14 protein-coding genes and 3 pseudogenes are annotated in these 17561 nt (G+C 56.8%); 10 read left to right on the forward strand and 7 right to left on the reverse strand.

Annotation, left to right across the window (positions count from 1 at the left end):
• Window positions 1–252: 252 nt before the first annotated feature.
• A complete protein-coding gene (locus C3L37_RS14120; protein WP_129115279.1) occupies window positions 253–450 on the reverse strand; it encodes a hypothetical protein in 198 nt (65 codons plus the stop codon).
• Between the two features lie 232 nt (window positions 451–682).
• Between C3L37_RS14120 and C3L37_RS14125 the strand changes: the two genes are divergently transcribed.
• Window positions 683–1849 (forward strand): threonine synthase, encoded by a 1167-nt coding sequence (locus C3L37_RS14125; protein WP_228546239.1) that lies wholly within the window; start codon window positions 683–685, stop codon window positions 1847–1849.
• An 87-nt stretch (window positions 1850–1936) separates the two neighbouring features.
• On the opposite strand, the pseudogene C3L37_RS25770 reads toward C3L37_RS14125, so the two are convergent.
• Window positions 1937–2120: pseudogene (locus tag C3L37_RS25770) on the reverse strand (hypothetical protein); the annotation flags it as partial.
• Window positions 2121–2815: 695 nt separating this feature from the next.
• On the opposite strand from C3L37_RS25770, the gene C3L37_RS14130 reads away from it, so the two are divergent.
• Window positions 2816–2959 carry a DUF2080 family transposase-associated protein gene (locus C3L37_RS14130; protein ID WP_129115280.1) on the forward strand — a complete coding sequence of 48 codons (144 nt, stop codon included), beginning with the start codon at window positions 2816–2818 and terminating at the stop codon, window positions 2957–2959.
• 3 nt (window positions 2960–2962) lie between these two features.
• A pseudogene (locus C3L37_RS14135) lies at window positions 2963–4195 on the forward strand (RNA-guided endonuclease InsQ/TnpB family protein).
• A gap of 634 nt (window positions 4196–4829) precedes the next feature.
• On the opposite strand, the gene C3L37_RS14140 reads toward C3L37_RS14135, so the two are convergent.
• The gene (locus tag C3L37_RS14140) at window positions 4830–5228 is read right to left on the reverse strand and encodes a helix-turn-helix domain-containing protein (protein WP_129115281.1); all 399 of its coding nucleotides are present in this window, start codon (window positions 5226–5228) and stop codon (window positions 4830–4832) included.
• Between the two features lie 219 nt (window positions 5229–5447).
• Between C3L37_RS14140 and C3L37_RS14145 the strand changes: the two genes are divergently transcribed.
• The 3 genes and pseudogenes from C3L37_RS14145 to C3L37_RS24885 all read left to right on the forward strand — a co-directional run.
• Window positions 5448–6386, forward strand: a complete 939-nt coding sequence (locus C3L37_RS14145; RefSeq protein WP_129115282.1) for an NAD(P)/FAD-dependent oxidoreductase — start codon at window positions 5448–5450, stop codon at window positions 6384–6386.
• An 11-nt stretch (window positions 6387–6397) separates the two neighbouring features.
• A complete protein-coding gene (locus tag C3L37_RS14150) occupies window positions 6398–7045 on the forward strand; it encodes a class I SAM-dependent methyltransferase (protein WP_129115283.1) in 648 nt (215 codons plus the stop codon).
• A 124-nt stretch (window positions 7046–7169) separates the two neighbouring features.
• A pseudogene (locus C3L37_RS24885) lies at window positions 7170–7346 on the forward strand (class II glutamine amidotransferase); the annotation flags it as partial.
• An 803-nt stretch (window positions 7347–8149) separates the two neighbouring features.
• On the opposite strand, the gene C3L37_RS14160 reads toward C3L37_RS24885, so the two are convergent.
• The 4 genes from C3L37_RS14160 to tcuA all read right to left on the reverse strand — a co-directional run bounded on the left by C3L37_RS14160 (window position 8150) and on the right by tcuA (window position 13091).
• Window positions 8150–8917 carry an IclR family transcriptional regulator gene (locus C3L37_RS14160; RefSeq protein ID WP_129115284.1) on the reverse strand — a complete coding sequence of 256 codons (768 nt, stop codon included), beginning with the start codon at window positions 8915–8917 and terminating at the stop codon, window positions 8150–8152.
• A gap of 414 nt (window positions 8918–9331) precedes the next feature.
• The gene (locus C3L37_RS14165; RefSeq protein ID WP_129115285.1) at window positions 9332–10402 is read right to left on the reverse strand and encodes an aminopeptidase; all 1071 of its coding nucleotides are present in this window, start codon (window positions 10400–10402) and stop codon (window positions 9332–9334) included.
• A 110-nt stretch (window positions 10403–10512) separates the two neighbouring features.
• Window positions 10513–11646, reverse strand: a complete 1134-nt coding sequence (locus C3L37_RS14170; protein WP_129115286.1) for a PrpF domain-containing protein — start codon at window positions 11644–11646, stop codon at window positions 10513–10515.
• The gene (tcuA, locus tag C3L37_RS14175; protein ID WP_129115287.1) at window positions 11646–13091 is read right to left on the reverse strand and encodes an FAD-dependent tricarballylate dehydrogenase TcuA; all 1446 of its coding nucleotides are present in this window, start codon (window positions 13089–13091) and stop codon (window positions 11646–11648) included. Before tcuA ends, C3L37_RS14170 begins: the two co-directional genes overlap by 1 nt.
• A 161-nt stretch (window positions 13092–13252) precedes the next feature.
• Here tcuA and C3L37_RS14180 point away from each other — a divergent pair, with 161 nt between their 5' ends.
• From C3L37_RS14180 to C3L37_RS14195, 4 genes are all read left to right on the forward strand, one after another.
• A complete protein-coding gene (locus tag C3L37_RS14180) occupies window positions 13253–14230 on the forward strand; it encodes an aminopeptidase (RefSeq protein ID WP_129115288.1) in 978 nt (325 codons plus the stop codon).
• Window positions 14231–14325: 95 nt separating this feature from the next.
• Complete coding sequence (locus C3L37_RS14185; RefSeq protein ID WP_129115289.1) at window positions 14326–15381, forward strand: Bug family tripartite tricarboxylate transporter substrate binding protein; 1056 nt, start codon at window positions 14326–14328, stop codon at window positions 15379–15381.
• A gap of 92 nt (window positions 15382–15473) precedes the next feature.
• The gene (locus C3L37_RS14190; protein ID WP_129115290.1) at window positions 15474–16073 is read left to right on the forward strand and encodes a tripartite tricarboxylate transporter TctB family protein; all 600 of its coding nucleotides are present in this window, start codon (window positions 15474–15476) and stop codon (window positions 16071–16073) included.
• Window positions 16061–17551: a tripartite tricarboxylate transporter permease gene (locus C3L37_RS14195; protein ID WP_129115291.1), complete on the forward strand. Its 1491-nt coding sequence runs from the start codon at window positions 16061–16063 to the stop codon at window positions 17549–17551. Before C3L37_RS14190 ends, C3L37_RS14195 begins: the two co-directional genes overlap by 13 nt.
• Window positions 17552–17561 lie beyond the last annotated feature (10 nt).

Genomic DNA, 17561 nt, shown 5'->3' on the forward strand with positions numbered 1-17561 from the left:
ATCAGTTTATCCTGCCCCGCTCGACTTTGTACCCGGTTCGAACGGAGACAGTTTAAGCTTGAACCGCTACGCATGAGTAGTGGTTACCTACCACCCTAGGAGAGCGGAAGCCTACGTCGCTAGGACGCGTAAGTGGAATGTTCGCCGTCGATCGACGTCTGCCCAACCCGGTAGGTAGACGACGGCCTAAGAAATAGCCAAACTGCGAGTAGATTGGTACCGCCCCGTCATATCATTCCGCCCGTATTTGTTTCACCGGATACGGTCACGGCTCACGCCGCCAGCGCGGCGATCGTACTCCTCTTCTAGGCTGTGCTGTTCTGTGTCTGTGGATTCGGAACAATCACGGATCGCTACAACGTAGAGATTCCAAGAGAGCGCGAACGCCAGTGCAAACACGTGCTCGCTTACAACTGAATCGTGCAGCGTCACGGCGTTGGTGAATGTCACGCCGCGTCCTCGAAGTTTGGCGACGGGAATCGTGGCTATTCGATGCTCGTCGCTTGGACCCAGTCGCCCTTCGAGAGGTGCTTGACGAGTCGCTGGGCCACCCCTTCGGGTTCGTCACGAAGATATCGGCGCCGTCATAAGTGAACACGGCCCGAGAATCACCCCGAACCTGAGCCTTTTTACTCGGTACAACAGATACAGCCTCGTTACCGTGTCAAGAACTGACAGCTTGGTGAGTCACTTCGAATGTTACGACTGTGGCCACACCTACGACCTGGAGCATACCGAGTTCCCTTGTCCCAAGTGCGAGGGTATCCTTGACCCGAAATACGACTACGACAACCTCGACGTCTCCCGTGAAGAGATCGAATCTCGAAAGGGGTCGATGTGGAAGTATCGCGAATTCCTCCCTATTCTCGATACCGATGACATCGTTTCGATGGGCGAAGGAACAACCCCGATAGTTGATTGTCCCAAACTCGCAGAGGAGATGGGCGTCGCTCGCGTGGCGATCAAGGACGAGGGCCAGAATCCGACGAACACATTCAAGGACCGCGGGGCCTCGGCCTCTCTCTCTGGGGCGTCCCAGCAAGGCATCAACGAGGTCGTGATTCCCTCGGCCGGGAATGCTGGCCAAGCAGCGTCAGCCTACGCAGCACGCGCCGGAATTGACTGTCATGTTGTCCTCAACTACCAATCAAACGATATTCAGAAAACGATGGTCGAAGCCCACGGTGCAGACCTCCACCTCGTCAATGGAAAACTTGGTAAGGCCGGTGGGAAATTTAGCGAGTTGCGAGACGAACACGGGTGGTACACTATCGCGACATTCCAGACGCCTTTCAGACACGAAGGAAAAAAGACGATGGGACTAGAGATCTTTGAGCAGTTCAACTGGGACGGCCCCGACGAGATTTTCTACCCCACCGGCGGCGGCGTGGGTCTGATCGGCATCTGGAAGGCCTATCAGGAACTAGTTCAACTGGGCTGGCTTGAGAACGGGACTCCACCCAGCTTAAACGTCGTTCAGTCGAGCGGCTGTGCTCCCGTTGTCGAGGCTATTGAGAACCACCGTGAGGAACATGACCCTTGGGAGTGCCCCGAGTCCATTGGTCGTGGGATTGAGGTTCCTAATCCAGGTGCCTCACCCTGGATGCTTGAGGCCGTTTATGAGACCGGCGGCACTGGCGTGGCAGTCTCCGACAGCAAGGCACTCAAGGGAGCCTTGACCAGCGCACAACACGCCGGTATCGAGATGTGTGTCGAGCCGGGTGCCGCCCTGGCCGCCGCGATACAGATGGCAGAGGAGGGCGAGCTGAACGAAGACGACGAGATCCTCATCATCAATACAGGGGCTGGGAATAAGGCGACTGACGCGTTGAGTTACGTGATCGAATAAACGCCTAAAAAAGCTCTCATTACAGCAGTAACATTTGGAGATTAGATCGGAATACAGTATGAGCACCGAAATAGACCTAGTATGTACTCACTCAGCGAGGGCGGCCGCCAGCGCCTCGATTGGCGTCGGAGGCTCCTGTTCGTCTTCTGATAGTAGATCTAGCGGGTGAGTATCCGTTGACCATGTCTTCGAATTGCGTCCGACAGGAGGCTCCTGGTGCCACGACGACCTCTCCAGGACTACTCGCTAGCTGACTCTTGAGAATCTCGCCTCCGCGAACACCAGAATACGCGAGCACGCAGACGAGGACGCAATCGCGGAGTTCGACGAGTGCATCGAAGCCCTTCTCGTCGACCGCCTCGTAAGCTCATTGATTAGCGTATCGAAGCAAGGCTTGCGATCTTCGGCTGACCAGAACTGTTGGTCGCCACTCTATTTTTTCGGTCGTGGCGGCAGTTCCTCAAGGGCAATTCCTTTCCGCACTGGGTTCTCCGTGAGGTACTCCCAGCGGACGCGGTTGGTGAGAAACGCAGAGATATAGTCGTAGTACGTCCACGCTGTCGCAGTGGAGGTCTCCGTCGTGATCCTCGTTCACCCTTGCATCGACGCGCCGAGAGAGATACTGCGCATAGCTCGCCATGCTTCGCTTGTCTACGTTGTCGACGGTCTCGATGCCACACTCATGGAGGTACTGTCGCCACTGGGTGAGGTCGCGATTGAGCGCGTCGGCGTAGTTCCCGATTTGTTTACCTAACCGCAGGCGCTAAGGCCCCTTGCTCAACGACCTCGCTTCGCTCGGTCGTAGGGAGGGGAGACAGCGTTCACGAGACGCAAAGCGTCTCGTTAGTCAATCAGAACACGAAGCGTTCTGATGATGCCGTCATCGTCTTCCATCAATGCGATACTGCCGACCCGCAGGCCCACGCCATCGGTAGTTTATGTTTCTACGTAGTGTAAACACCGGTAATGGATCGGTACGAGATCGAAGGACACGAAGTCCATGAATCCGAGGTCAAACCCACTGGCAACGGTGCTCACGTCCTCGTCCCGAAGCGGTGGCGAGGAGCCACCGTCAAGGTCGTTCGCGTCACCGATCCATCCGACGAGTAGCCCATGCGCTACAACTACCGGTATCGACTCAAACCCACCAACGAACTCCACGAGCGGTTAGCGTGGACCGTCGATACCTGCCGGCAGGTCTACAACCACTTTCTTCACCGACTCAACCGGGTAGACGGTACCTCCGCCTACTCCGAACAGTCGATCCTTCCGAATCTCAAACGCGAGTGGACCGACCTGAAGGACGTTCACTCGAAGGTCCTACAGAAGGTCGTACAGCGATTGTACGACAGCCTCTCGACGCTGAAGGGGCGGAAGGACAACGGCTACCGCGTCGGCGAACTACGGTGGAAGGCCCTACAGGAATATCGCTCGATTACGTACAGTCAAACCAGGCTTCAAGCTCAACAACACGAGCGGTCGGCCTGTACTCTCTCTTTCCAAAATCGGCGACGTTCCGATAGTCTCCCACCGTGAGGTTCCCGCCGACGCAACGATCAAGGAGGTCGTCGTGAAGCAGGAACCGACGGGCGAGTGGTTCGCCGTCCTCGGCATCGAAACCAAGAATGACGCGCCGCCGAAGCCCGAGACCCCCGAGAAGTGTGTCGGGATCGCCGTAGGTATCCTGAAGTACGCTCACGACAGTGACGGAACCGCCGTCGATGGTCCTGACCTAACCGACGAACGAGAACGGTTGGAACGCGCACAGCGCGACCTCTCGCGGAAAGAACACGGATCGGCGAACTACCGCATCCAACAGCAAGTCGTTGCCTGCCGTCACACCGATCTGAGACGGAAACGCCGCGACTTCCTACACAAACTCTCGAACTACTACGCCCGCGAGTACGACCTCGTGGCGGTCGAAGATCTCGACGCGAAGGGGTTGATGGAACTCCCGTCGAACAGCCGCAACCGCGCCGGAGCGGCATGGGGCACGTTCCTGAGAATGTTGGAGTACAAGTGCAACCGAGAAGGCACGCACTTCATCGCCGTCGATCCACGCGCGGGACGACGAAGGAGTGTTCGAACTGCGGCGTTTCGACCGACAAACCGCTCTGGGTTCGGGAACACTCGTGTCCGTCGTGCGGATTCGAGGCAGACCGCGACCTCAACGCGGCGTACAACATCCTTTCACGCGGACTCACCGACGTGGGGGTGGTTCACCCCGATTCACTGCCTGCGGAGACTGCGCTCCCTACGGGAACCGAGTCGGTGTCTGCACAGCGCGTCGTGGAAACAGGAAGCCCCGTCCTCAGCGAGGCCATAAGGCCGAGCAGGGCGGGGTAGTTCACTAATTCGAGAAAGCCGTTGATGACCGTTTTGAGGGCGTGACCCGGGAGTAGTCGTGGAATCAGTGGGTCCCATATGATTAGGTTGTGATACAGTACGTGATAAATAAATTTATTGTGGATTATAAATGTATAGTAATGTTTAAACCGTTCTTTCTCCTGGAATCACTATCTACAGGCTGTCTACCTCCCGTTTAGCTATATTTAAACCAGATAACGATATACGGAAGTCAAACGTCTAAAACATTACAACCTCGGAGGATGGCCGTTTTTGCGTGTTCTCCGCCCTAATTACGATCTCGTCTCTTTTCAGTTTACTCCGTTCTCTGTTGATTCACATCAGTCGATGTTTCGTCGCCTTGCTGACGCCGTCGCACCTGGAGGGACGCTCTTAATCGTCAGCCACCATCAATCAGACATCCAGACCACAATTCCGCGGAACTCGAATTAGGAGATGTACTTTACCGCATCTGACGTGGCTGAAGCGCTCGATTCTGAGGACTGGGACATCATCGAAGGAAAACTTGAACGCTCCGCTACAGACCCTGAGGGAAACGAGGTCGCTATACATGATACGGTATTCAACGCACGTCGACAAGAGCAATAATCTACGAACGTCTTGAACGGATACGCTACGATTCTATTTCCGGTGGTCGACTCTCCCCATATGTGTCTCGGAACTCTTGTATTAGCTGGCCTGTATTGGCGTACCAGTCATTGAGCATTCGTTGGAGTCCGTCCGCAATCGCGTCAGCGTCGTTGACTCTATATACGTGGTGATAACCGCCGTGCTGACAACTCTCTTGATCTTCCTTCACAACTCCTGTTTCTTGTAGTCGCTTGACCGATCGGTATGCGGTCGTCCGTTCTCGATTGATGAATTTTGCTATATGGTCTACAGTGAGCGGGCCATCGCTCTCAATTAGCAACCTAAACACCCCTCTGTCCAACTCGTTCAGTCCCAGCATACACTCAAGCAAGTTATCACAGTCCTGTTCCGCTCGGATCTGTTTCAATACGGCTTCTGGCATTGTTATCAGGATTTGGTACTGGAGCCAGAAAAAGATTGCACTTCTATCGCAATATTGTAGTGCTAGGACAAGGGTGAACAACCAACCGCATTTGTATCGAACTATCTGAAACGCCGATTATACCGGCTGAATGGGGTCTCTATGTGCGGATAGAATCAGATCCTCAATTATCAATTCGGGAGCGACAACCTTATGTCCTAAGTCCTACTTGCATTCTATATGCAATTAATAGGTGGCAGTAACGGACCGGATTTCGATGTCCTCATCATCGGCGGCGGTCCCGCGGGGTTGAGTGCCGCACTTCAGTTGGGTCGCTCACTCCGAAGCATATTGATCTGCGATAACAAAGAGCCCCGGAATGAGCCAGCAGCTGAAGCCCATGGGTATCTAACGCGAGACGGCATTCCCCCACAAGAACTCCGCCGCCTCGGGCGTGAGGAAGTAGAGAAATACGGTTGCGAGTTCCGAGAGTCACGGGTGACGAATGTCAACAGGAGCGAAAATAGATTCACGAGTACACTCGATACCGATCAAACTGTCACGAGTCGGAAAATCGTACTAGCGACTGGTGTCAGTGACATGCTCCCAGATACTGATGGGTTCGAGGAACTGTGGGGCAACGGTGTGTATCACTGCCCCTACTGTCACGGCTACGAGGTTCGCGATGAACCACTCGGAGTCCTCGTTACGGCTCCAGAGCAAATTGAACACACGAAGCTCATATACAATTTGAGTATAGACCTCGTCGTGTTCACCGATGGGCAGGACGTCTTCGATGAAGAAACACGGTCGGAGTTCGTCGAACGGGGGATCGAAATCGAGGAGGAGCCAATCGCTGCACTCAACGGCACAGACGACGGCCTCGAAAGCATCTCACTCGCTGATGGCCGCGACGTATCCCGTCACGCTCTCTTTTACGCGCCCCCGACACAACAGCACAGCGACCTCGTTGACCAGTTGGGACTTCAGGTAAACGAGTCCGGACTCGTTGAAACTACGCAGTCGCATTACGGGATTGGCTTCACATCGGTCGACGGGCTCTTCGTCGCAGGTGACGCTTCGAGTGAGTCGGCTCTTTCGATTCCGTGTGCCGTTGCCGACGGGTCAATGGTCGGTGGGACTGTGAACTTGGAACTCGCAAGAGAAGCGTTCGAGTAGGGGTGGTGATTATGCACGAGAAGCTCGATGATCTCGCTAACCAATTTTCGCAGATAGCTCACCACTACGACGATAAGCACGATGATGAAGAGAAGCCAGTATACAATGCGTGTGCCTCACTCGTCATTGATCACACCGGCCCTGATCCCGACGACGTAGTCCTTGACCTTGGAACAGGGACGGGTCTGGTTGCGCTCGCACTTGCTGAAGATGCCAACTACGTCGTCGGCCGGGACATCAGTGACGGAATGATAGAGCAGGCACGGTCGAAGGCCGACGACAGCGGTATCGAGAATGTGGAGTTTGGGTCTGGCGAGTTCCGCGACCTACAATACGACGGTGACGTGGACATCGTCGTCTCGAACTTCGCCCTGCATCATCTCCCCGACAAGGAAAAACGTGAGGCTATCGAGGTCATCGCCGGTCTCGGTCCGCGCCGGTTCGTCCTCGGTGACACGATGTTCTTCGGCTCGTCCGACCCTGAAGAATCGCTATTCGGCCACGAAGTTAATGTGGAAACCGTCGGGATGCTCGTGAACGCACTCACTGACGCTGGATTCGTGGTCACGGCAGTTGAGCGCGTCCATGAACAAGTGGGCGTCTTAGTCGCCGAACAAAGTAATGAAGGACCGGTTCACAGCCCTCAAGAAGACCAATAACACCGATGTGTCGAATGTTCGCGTTGCGGAGCACCGTTAGCTGCCCAGTTCAGGAGTCGTTGCTGGATGCCGACCGATCTCTTCAACGGCTGAGCAAGGTTAGCCCCATGTATGGGGTGTCGCACACTACGTTCAGGGCGTTCCCCAGATCGTCAAGAGTCCAGAGATGGCTGCTGATAGTCCTGTATGTTCAGCTCTCTCAAATCAGCTCGAATCGAGCTGTGTTGTTGCCCATGTCCGTCGTGCGACATCTGGTGACCACACCGTCGCTAATACTCATCCGTTCCAATACAGTCGATGAATTTTCGCGCACAGCGGCAATATCACTGATTTTGGTGACTTGCGATCGACGTTATGGGAGGAAATAGCGCCGTCTCTGCGTTCCCACATAATGGGCACTACTGATAGCGAGGTGTTATTTTTCCGGCTCCTGACTGCTATGGCAGACGCAGGTGTCCTTGATACAAAAGCGGGGCAAGTCGGTCCAGAAGCACTCTGGGAAAGCATCAGCTCCGTCGTGGAGCGAGTTGCTGAACTGACTGGTGGTACGCACGACGACACTAACGGCCCATCTGGTCAAACGTTCGTCCTCACGGATGGTAACACTCTCATTGGGCACAAAGGTGGAAAGCCGCTCTTTGTTCACGCACCTGCCATCAGACACGGGGATCAGGAGAGGTCGTGGGCAGTTGAGCGAGGAGCGACTGATCACTTTCGGCTAGCCAGCGAACCAGTCCCTAATTCTGAAGTGTGGTCACCAATCCGACATGGTGGAGCCGTCGGGGTTAGTCTTGATATGACTGTCTGGGTCTCACCAAACGCCCTCGCTGATTGAAGCACTTACGCATACACGCTCGATACTAAATATTTTTTATAGAAATATATCGCAAATAAGGCGCGCATCAGTCCCATCCTCCGAGGTTGTGAAACGCTCTGGACCGGTCGGATTTGTAGTTGAATATTTTGACGTTACAAACATAGATATGTAACGGCCAGATGTTACGATGGCAGCGACTATCGGTATTAATGAGCACGGTGTGAAGACAGCGGACCTGTGACCACGAGTCGTGGCTCGGTTCAAGGTAGCTAGAGCGGTAGTTTTCGCTACCTAAACTTGAGTTTGAGTTCGATTTCGTTCGTAGAGCCGAGGACGAGATTCGGAAGCTCTTGTTCGAACGTTTCGCCTGTGAATCGGTGGGCCGGCCCCGAGATACTGAGTGCTCCAACCACCTCGTCGTTCGGTCCGCAGACGACGCTTCCGACCGCGCGAAGACCGGGCGTTGTCTCTTCGTAATTGTACGCGTATCCGCGTTCCCGAATCGACTCCAGTTCCGCGAATAACTCCTCGCGATCGGTTATCGTATTCGGCGTGGTCGCGGGAAGTCCGAGTTCGTCGACGATAGCCTCCACCCGTTCTTGGGGGAAATTGGCGAGAATGACTTTTCCGGCTGCACTTGTATGAAGATAGCCACGCTTGCCGATGCTTGCATCCGTTTGAACGGCATTCTCTCCGGTTTGAGTGTAGAGGTAAATGCGGAACCCCTGCTCTTCGACGATGAATTGGACTCGCTCTCCCGTCTCGTTGGCGACCTGATCGACTTTCCGTCTAGCGAGATCGAACGTCGGGTGAGCCGTCTGAACGTGTCCGCCAAGCGTCAGAAACCGCATTCCGAGTTGGTACTTCTCGCCGTTTTTCGTAACGTACCCGTGCTCTCTGAGTGTGAGAAGATGGCGGTGTACCGTGCTTGGTGCGACGTCAACCGTCTCTGCGAGCTCTTTTATTTGCGCACACCCGAGGTGCTGGAGGGCGTGTACGATTTCGAAATTCGTTTCGACCGTCGAGACCGTCGATTTTCGTCGAGGATCTTCCATAATCGGTAACTGGATTCCTCCGATATAAATTTCCGCATTGTAGGATCGAGCCGTAGAGAGCTCCTCGACCCGTCCTACAAGCTCTCCATACATGATTTGCGATAAAAAAATCGCGATGGATGGAACGGCGGATTGTTCACCTACCGAATAGGGTTACCATAGGATAATTATATTTCCCCCTCCGTAATGGATGTAATAATTAGACATATGATTTTTTCAATTCGGAATCAGTGGCTCTTTACCAACTTTTATCACGTGTTATGGCTGCACACCGAAATCTCACCATGCAGAATTTGGTAGTCGCTGCTGTTCGCACTGACGGGGATATCTCTGCGAGAGCCGAGCGTGTGACCGCCACGAACCGTAGGATACCACACTCGCTACGGTGTCGAAGCAAAACGTAATCGAAGTCGTTCAGTCGAGTAGTTCGCGTCGTAAGACACCGTCCTCCACGACGGTGGTGTCATCGAGTTCGACCGTGGGTCGCCGAATGACGCCGTCGAGATGAATGTCGCTCTTCGTCGTTCCGCCGAGTGACTCATTGTCACCGACAGCAAAGTGAACGGTTCCCTCGCGTTTTTTGTCCTCGGCGAGGTTGCCGATGAGTTTCGCCTTGGGATTCGTCCCGATAGCGAACTCAGCAAGGTTACGGGCGTTCTCTCCGTGTGCCTCGAATATCTCACTGAGTTCTTCAGACTGTGCGCTGCCTGCCGTCTCTGTCACGAAGCCATCTTCAAGCGTGAGTTCAATTGGATCTTCGAGCTGGCCCAAGTTGTCCATCGAGACGTCAACGACGATGGATCCGTTCGCGGTCCCCTCCTTCGGATGGGTGGGCGCTTCGCCCGGGGGCAGTGTCGCGAAGCCGTACTCCTGGTGGAAGTAACCGTCGAGCGAGAACGATTTGCACCCCCTGATACTGAATTCCACGTCAGTCCCGTTGTTGCCGGTGACGCGTGCGTGTTCGGCGTCAGTGATGAGAGCGGCGAGTGACTCGGTCCGCCGCCGGAGTGTCTCGAAGTCCACCGTCATCGCACCTTCGATCATCATCTCTTCGGTCACCCCCCGGAGGACGCCGGTACGAGTCCCCTCGCGCGCCGCGCGAAGCCGTGCTCGCGTGTGCGTTATTGCGTGTGTCGTGCAGGTGAACGCGACGTCCGCGGTGGCCATTCCCTCGGCAATCACGTCGGGCGGTTCGTTCCCGTGACTCTCCAACAGTGGCATCACGGACGTGACCACGTTCGCTCCGAGACCGCTCGCCGCGGTAGCGATACTGCGACCGACGCCGAATGTCTTCGGGTCGGTAATGACGAGCACTTCCTCGTCAGCTTCGACGCTCATACACTGCTCGACGATTGCGTGGGACGCACTCGCCATCTCGATGTCTACCAAGTCCTGCGTCATTGGCCTACCTCGACCATCGGCCGTGTCGGTATATAATTTTCGTGTGCTTTTGCCACGGCAGGTTCCGCGCGGGCTGGTAGTCATCCACTGCTCCCGTGGCCCCAAAGCGGACTGATCTACACGCTCGATCGAGTTATCGAAACGTCCGCAAAGCGCGACAGCGTGAGGCGCAGAACCATGGAACTACGTCGCGGCTATCGGGTATAGTATCCGGTCCCGTCCATTAATCGACGCTGCGTGCGGTAGACGGTTACTCCGTCGATATGCTCACCGTCGGTCACGACCGCCGCCGACATCGTTCCCTTCGGGTGTCCGAGCGTCACTGTGTTGTCGTTGAGTTCGGCCACTTCGTTCGGAATCGTCCCCGAGAGTTGTGCGGCTGCAGACGTACACGAAACACCGGTGACCGCGTACACCGGGTGAAGCTTCTGCATGCTCATGTACCGCGCGACGAGGTTAACCTCCGCTGCACGCACGTTGCCGCCTTCGGGCGTCGTGTAGTCTGTCGGCGGCGCAACAAAGACGAGTTTTGGGTACCCTGGTGACTCGACAGATGCCCGCTCAGGATCGTCGACGAGTCCGAGTTCGGCACAGACTTGCCCGCGAATACGTTCGAGCCGTTCGAGAAGGCCGGGGTCGCTGTCTATCTCCTCACGCCCCTCAGTCGCAGTGAGCCCGATGTCCGCCGCGCGGACGAATGCGATGGGAGTCGTGACGTCAAGGACTGTCATCTCGACGGTTTCGTTGTCGATGTTCAACTCGACGGTCGGACCGCCAAGGGGGAACAGTTCGTTCGTGACCGCGCCCGCAGGATCAAAGAACGTCGTGTCCACGCGCGCTCCAGTTCCCGGAACCCCATGGACCTTGAACTCCCCACGCGTCGCCGAGCGGTTGCCCGCTAATGGAACGCGCTGTTCGATGACCGAGTCCGTGTTAGTGTTGTAGAGCAGAAGATCGACCGAGTCTGCACCCGTTGGCACTTTGATCATCTCTTCGTCGACGGCAAACGCGCCGATTGCACACGTGAGGTTGCCGCAGTTGCCGCCGTAGTCAATGACGGGGTCGTCGACCGCGACCTGCCCAAACGTGTACGAGATGTCGACGTCCAGGTCGTCGGGTACCGACTCAGCGTCGGATCCGACAATCATGAGCTTCGACGTCGTCGACGTCGCACCGCCGAGTCCGTCTATCTGGCGGTCATCGGGGCTTCCGAACAACGAGAGGATGGCTTCGTCTCTGTTCTCATCGGGAAGTTCCGACCGGGGGATGAATACGCCCTTGCTCGTACCGCCGCGGACGATGGCGCACCGGAGTGACTGTTGGTCCATCACTTTTCACCCAACGGTTCAGCGGTGCTCTCGGGTGTGTTTCCTTCGAGCAACTCGACGGCGTTCTCGGCCGCGATTTTGCCGTATACCGCAGCATTCGTGAGACCGGTACCACCGGGGTAGTTGTTGAAGAACAGTCCGCCGGTGGTGTTGCCGGCGACGTAGAGGCCCGAGATGGGACGTTCGACAGTGTCGAGGGCCCGCGCTTTTGTGTCCGTCGCGACGCCACCGAAGCCGAATGTAATACCGCCAGTGACGCTGTAGCCGTAGAACGGCGGTTCGTCGATGGGTAATGCCCAGTTCGATTTGTTAATGTTGAGCCCCTCGGTCCGGTTGCCGTCGAGGCTGTCGGGGTCGTACTCGTCGGGATCACACGCCGCATTGAACTCCTCGACGGTCGCTGCGCCCTGATCGGGGTTCTCACAGCCGAGTTCTTCGAGGACAGCTTCGACTGAGTCGCCGACCACGGGATCGGACGGGCCGGTCGCGCGTATGTGCTGCTTCAACGGTTCGTCGATAACGATATACGCCGTGTGCCCTGGTTCCTCGAAGATGATTCGGCCGAGTTTCGCGTACGTGTGAGCGCGAGCGTCCTCGCCTTCGTCGAAGAAGCGTTCGCCGTCGTTGTTGAGGAGAACACCGTACTGGTAGCCGTCGACGCGGTTCGCGCCGCCCTCTACGTCGGGAGAGGCGCTGTCGATGAGCGCCATGTGAGCGCCACCCCACTGACCGACGGCGTTCGCACCCGCGTCAATGAGCATGTCGATGGCCCCGCCCGTGTTGTACCGACTTCCGCGGACCTTCATCGCGTCGTAGTCCGAACCGTAGTATCGAGTACGCTTCTCCTCACTGGACTCGTATCCGCCCGCGCCGACGATGATCACGTCGGCTTGATACTCGACGAGGCCGTCGTCTGTTCGCGCGCGGATGCCGGAGGCGGTGCCTCGCTCGTCGACGAGCAGTTCGGTTGCTTCCGTCCGATAGTAGAACGTCGCGCCATCCTCCTCGGCGGCTTCGACTAAGTCCGCAACGAGTTCCTCACCGTCAAAGAATGTCCTCGCGACGGTGTAACCGACATTGAGCGGTTCCATATCCCAGTTGACGCCGCGCTTCGTGAGCCACTCCACGGTCGGCCCGGCGTTGTCGACGAGCGTTCGCGCGAGTTCAGTGTCAGCGCGCCCGTCGGTTTGCTTCATGATGTCCTTGTAGAAGTCGTCTGGTGTGTAGTCACCGATGGCGAACTCATAGCCATATTGTTCAATATCTGCCTCCGTCGACGGGACACGGAACGACTCGCTGAACCGGGTGTGTCCGCCGCGGTGCTCTTTTGGAGCTTTCTCGAGAACGCCGACATCGTGCCCGAGTTCCGCTGCTCGGTTTGCAGCGGAGAGTCCTGCGATGCCACAACCTACCACGAGAACCTCGTGGTCGTCGATGATATTCATCGTACAGATGTATCCGTGCAATGCTAGTTCATATCTGTTTCGCCGCGGTTCGGCCGTCTCTAGCGTTCCGTATCGTGAAATCGGGCTTCGATCGATCCGTCCCCGAAAATCTGACCGGAGAAACAACGTATATATGTTCATGATGAAACACACACGTATCGATGAACTCCGTACAGGAGATGAAAGGAGCGAGTATCGTGGTAGAAACGTGTGCAGCGGTCGAGCCCGGCGAGGATGTCCTCGTCGTCTCGGACTGGCAGGTCTCGGGCGTCGCCGAACGCGTCGCCGCCGCGGCGAAAGAGCGCGACGCGAACGTGACGATGACGTTGATGGACCCTCGCGAGTACGATGGGAATGAACCCGAGGAGGCGATTGCTGCCGCCATGATGGAAGCGGACGTCATCATCACGCCTGTCCACCGATCGATCACCCACTCCAGTTCGGTCGCGAAGGCAAAAGAGAACGGTGCGCGCGTCATCAGCATGGTGAAGTTCACCGACGAACAACTCGTCAGGGGCGGCCTCTACGCCGATTACGAGGGGATGCGTCCTCACTGCGAGGCAATGGCCGAGAAGTTCTCGGAGGCGAGCGAGGCCCGCATCACATCGCCGCAGGGGACGGACGTCACCGTCGGCTTGGAGGGGCGGTCAGGCAACGCACATCCTGGAATAGCCGATGAACAGGGCGAGTTCACGGCGCTCGTCCACATCGAATCGAACATCGCGCCCGTCGAAGGTACCACCGAAGGGACCGTCGTCTTCGACGGCGCGATTCCGAACCTCGACATTGGCGTCCTCGAAACGCCCGTCACTATGGAAATCGAAGACGGTGCCGTTACGTCCGTGAACGGTGGCCGAGAGGCGGACCGTATCGCCAGCGTGTGGGCAGAACACGACGATCCCGCCGTCTACAACATCGCTCAGCTCGCGGTTGGAATGAACCCCGAGTGTCCGGAGTTCAATGGCTGGTTCTCGAACGACCACGGGCGCTACGGGAACGTCCACTTCGGTATTGGGACGAGCAGTAATCTTGGCGGAACGACGCGCGCACCCGTGCATTTCGATGCGATGATGGCTGAGCCAACGCTAGAACTCGACGGTGAGGTTGTCCTCGAAGACGGCGAATTCACATTCTTCTGAACTGACGACCCGTTTCTATCAGATGTTTAGTAATTATTTATGTTCGAAATGGCATCAAAACAGTTATGAATAGTCAACAATAGCTATAGTATGCAATGGCAGAGAAAGCCACACAAGAACGCCTAGGTCGACGAACGTTTCTAAAATACTCTAGTGCAGCGTCAGTAGTCGGGATTACTGGCCTCGCTGGCTGTACAGAAGGTGGTGGTGGCGGCGGTGGCGGCGGTTCGGGTGGCAACGACTACCCTTCTGATGATCTCACCTACATTGTCCCATTCTCTGAGGGCGGTGGAACCGACACGTATGCTCGCCAGATCATCCCTGAGATGGGGAACGAACTCGGTGTGAACATCGCTATCGAGAACATTTCAGGAGCCGCCTCGCTGCGTGGCACCGGCCAGCTGTTCACTTCGAAACCCGACGGCTCGACATTCGGCGGCTTCAACCCGCCGTCTACGCCCGTTTCGGCGATGGTCAATCCTACGGACTTCGATTTGCGAGACCTTGTTGGCGTCGGCGCGTACGCACGGACGCCGTTCGTTGTCGTCGCAAATCCCGAACACGAGATAGATAGCATGGACGACACCATTAGCCGGTATCAGTCGGGGGAACTCACGACGTTCGCCGGGAAAGAACGGGGCGGGGTCGACCACGTCCTCGCGCTCTCAATGAAGAATAACTCCGACTATGGCCTCGCATGGGAGAACTATGTCGGCTACGACGGCTCTGGTCCTGCTGTGCAGGCTGTCGTCTCAGGTGAGGTTCCCGTCTCCATCTCCACGGACACAGCCGCGGCGGCGGCAGCCGAAGACGACCGCATCGACGTCGTCACCTGTTTGTCGAGCGAGGGTACGAGCGTTTTCCCTGACCTTGAGCCGGTTACCGAACAGGGCTTCCCGAACATCGACTACCTCGGGCAGCTCCGACGCTGTATGTACGTTCCTCCAGAGACGCCCAACAACGTCGTGCAGACGCTTACTGGAGCACTCGAAACCGCACTAGAGACCGACCGCGTTCAGAACTGGTCCGAAAATTCCGGCAACGTCATTGAGTACGGTCCGCCGGAGGCGGCCGAAAAGGCGGTCGCGGAGGCATTTAAACAAGTGCCAAAGAACGTCAACCTCGACTCGGTTCGCCAAGACGCTAGCTAACGGACCTTTAGACAGTCAGCTCGAAGGATTTATGACTCCATACTTTGTGTGGCACACTAACGCACAATGAATACAACTCACCAATCAGATAGATGACGTTCGAAGAGTTGTACCGCCAACTTACCGAAGAGATGGTCGATCAAGAGACAGTCCTGACAGCCATTCTGGTGGTTTCGTCGGGGTTTATGCTCTGGGAATCGACTAACTTCGAAATTGAAAGCGCCACGCGCTTTCCTCGCCTCACTGCGAGTGTCGTTTTCGTGGGATCGGTGCTTCTGCTATGCAGAAACTACTTGCCTGGGTGGCTCCGCGACGCGCTCGTCTCCTCTGGTGGGATGTTTGAGGCCAGTGACGAGTTCACGGAGCATCAAGAAGAGCGCGAAGAGGAGCAGGTGACAGGAGAGACGACGGACGAAGCTTCCGTCTCCACGGCCGGCAGACCGATCCATGACTCGATGTTCACGTCGGTTTCGGTCATCGGATACGCTCTCGTGGGGTACACAATCGGCCTCCTCTGGGCGACACCGCTATTCGTAGCCGCATACGGTATCTGGTTCCGTCTCCCATGGCTGTACACGGGCATGCTCACAGTCATCGGATTTGGAATCGCCTACAGCTTCATGATCGTCCTCAACGTCCCGATGGACTCCGGCGCATTTGTACTCATGGAGGGCATACCATGGATCCAATAACCGCAGTCACAGAGGCCGGACAAACGCTCTTCACGTGGCCGACTCCGATGTGGATTATCATCGGACTCATCCTCGGGATGATCGCCGGGGCGCTTCCTGGCGTGGGCTCGTCGCTCGGGATGGCTATCGTCTTGCCGTTAACGCTCCCGCTTGGCGCGGTCAATGCCATCGTGCTCCTCGTAAGCATGTACAGCGGTGCGATGTACGGCGGGAGCATTGCCGCCATCCTGGTGAACGTCCCGGGTACCGGCGCGGCGGCCGCGACGACGTTCGACGGCTACCCTATGTCGAAACAGGGACGGGCGGTCGACGCGTTGTCTATCTCCGCAACGTCGTCCGCGATGGGTGGATTCATGACAGTGCTGACACTGATTCTCATCTCACCCATCCTCATCGAGGTGGTGCTCATGTTCGGCACGCCGGAGTACTTCCTTATGGCGATCCTCGGTCTCGCGATGATAGGCGTCGTCGCCGAGGGATCTGTCGTGAAAGCCATCGTTGCGGGTGCGTTCGGCATGCTCCTCACGTCCATCGGCATCGCGCCGAATTCGCCCGAGCTTCGATACACGTTCGGCTCGCTCAGCCTCTACGACGGTATCGACTTCATCGCCGCACTCATCGGGATGTTCGCCATCGCGGAGATGATCAAACTCTCCGCACAGCGAGGCGGCATCGCCGAGCAAGGAATCAAACTCACAGGCGATGTCGCCAGCGGCGTCAAGGAGACATTTAAACATCCGGTCGCGCTCGTCAAGTCGAGCTTCATCGGGATGTTCATCGGCGCAGTTCCCGGGTCGGGCGCGACGGTATCGAACTTCCTCTCGTACGGCGAGGCGATGCGGAGTTCGAAAAATCCCGAACGATTCGGCAACGGGGAACCGGTCGGAGTCATCGCCGCGGAGGCGTCGAACAACGGGACCATCGGGGGGTCGCTCATCCCGACCATCTCCTTCGGAATTCCGGGCAGTGGTTCGACCGCGGTCCTCCTCGGTGGACTCCTCATGCACGGTCTACGCCCCGGTCCGCAGCTGTTCGAGACGGAGCTCGCGACGACGTACACGTTCATGCTGGCGCTTCTCGCCGGGAACGTGTTCATCATCCTCATCGGAGTGTTCCTCGTCACTCGACTCGGTCGCCTCACGCAAATAGACACCCACTACATCGTCCCGACCATCGTCGTCCTGTCGATGATCGGCGGCTACACGCTCCGGACGAACTGGATCGACGTCGCCACGGTAGTCGTCCTCGGCATCCTCGGCTACATGATGGTGCGATACAACTACTCCGTCATCGCGTTCGTCCTTGGCGTCGTCCTCGGTCCCATCGCAGAGGAGAACCTCATCCGCTCGCTCCAGTTGTCTGGCGGATCGTACTCCGTTTTCGTCACGGAACCGCTGTCGCTGCTCATCGTCATCCTCATCGTCGTGATAATCTTCGGGCCGGTGGCGAAACCGCAACTCAAACGGTTCCTCTCTTAACGTTCTTAAC

Origin of the sequence: Halegenticoccus tardaugens, assembly GCF_004116405.1 — an archaeon.
In the GTDB taxonomy this organism is placed as follows: Archaea; Halobacteriota; Halobacteria; order Halobacteriales; family Haloferacaceae; genus Halegenticoccus; species Halegenticoccus tardaugens.

Excerpts from the sequence above, each read along its gene's own strand:
- C3L37_RS14130 (WP_129115280.1), top strand. The coding sequence starts at position 2,816 with ATGGATCGGTACGAGATCGAAGGACACGAAGTCCATGAATCCGAGGTC.
- C3L37_RS14140 (WP_129115281.1), bottom strand. The coding sequence starts at position 5,228 with ATGCCAGAAGCCGTATTGAAACAGATCCGAGCGGAACAGGACTGTGAT.
- C3L37_RS14145 (WP_129115282.1), top strand. The coding sequence starts at position 5,448 with ATGCAATTAATAGGTGGCAGTAACGGACCGGATTTCGATGTCCTCATC.
- C3L37_RS14150 (WP_129115283.1), top strand. The coding sequence starts at position 6,398 with ATGCACGAGAAGCTCGATGATCTCGCTAACCAATTTTCGCAGATAGCT.
- C3L37_RS14160 (WP_129115284.1), bottom strand. The coding sequence starts at position 8,917 with ATGGAAGATCCTCGACGAAAATCGACGGTCTCGACGGTCGAAACGAAT.
- C3L37_RS14165 (WP_129115285.1), bottom strand. The coding sequence starts at position 10,402 with ATGACTACCAGCCCGCGCGGAACCTGCCGTGGCAAAAGCACACGAAAA.
- C3L37_RS14170 (WP_129115286.1), bottom strand. The coding sequence starts at position 11,646 with ATGGACCAACAGTCACTCCGGTGCGCCATCGTCCGCGGCGGTACGAGC.
- tcuA (WP_129115287.1), bottom strand. The coding sequence starts at position 13,091 with ATGAATATCATCGACGACCACGAGGTTCTCGTGGTAGGTTGTGGCATC.
- C3L37_RS14180 (WP_129115288.1), top strand. The coding sequence starts at position 13,253 with ATGAACTCCGTACAGGAGATGAAAGGAGCGAGTATCGTGGTAGAAACG.
- C3L37_RS14185 (WP_129115289.1), top strand. The coding sequence starts at position 14,326 with ATGGCAGAGAAAGCCACACAAGAACGCCTAGGTCGACGAACGTTTCTA.
- C3L37_RS14190 (WP_129115290.1), top strand. The coding sequence starts at position 15,474 with ATGACGTTCGAAGAGTTGTACCGCCAACTTACCGAAGAGATGGTCGAT.
- C3L37_RS14195 (WP_129115291.1), top strand. The coding sequence starts at position 16,061 with ATGGATCCAATAACCGCAGTCACAGAGGCCGGACAAACGCTCTTCACG.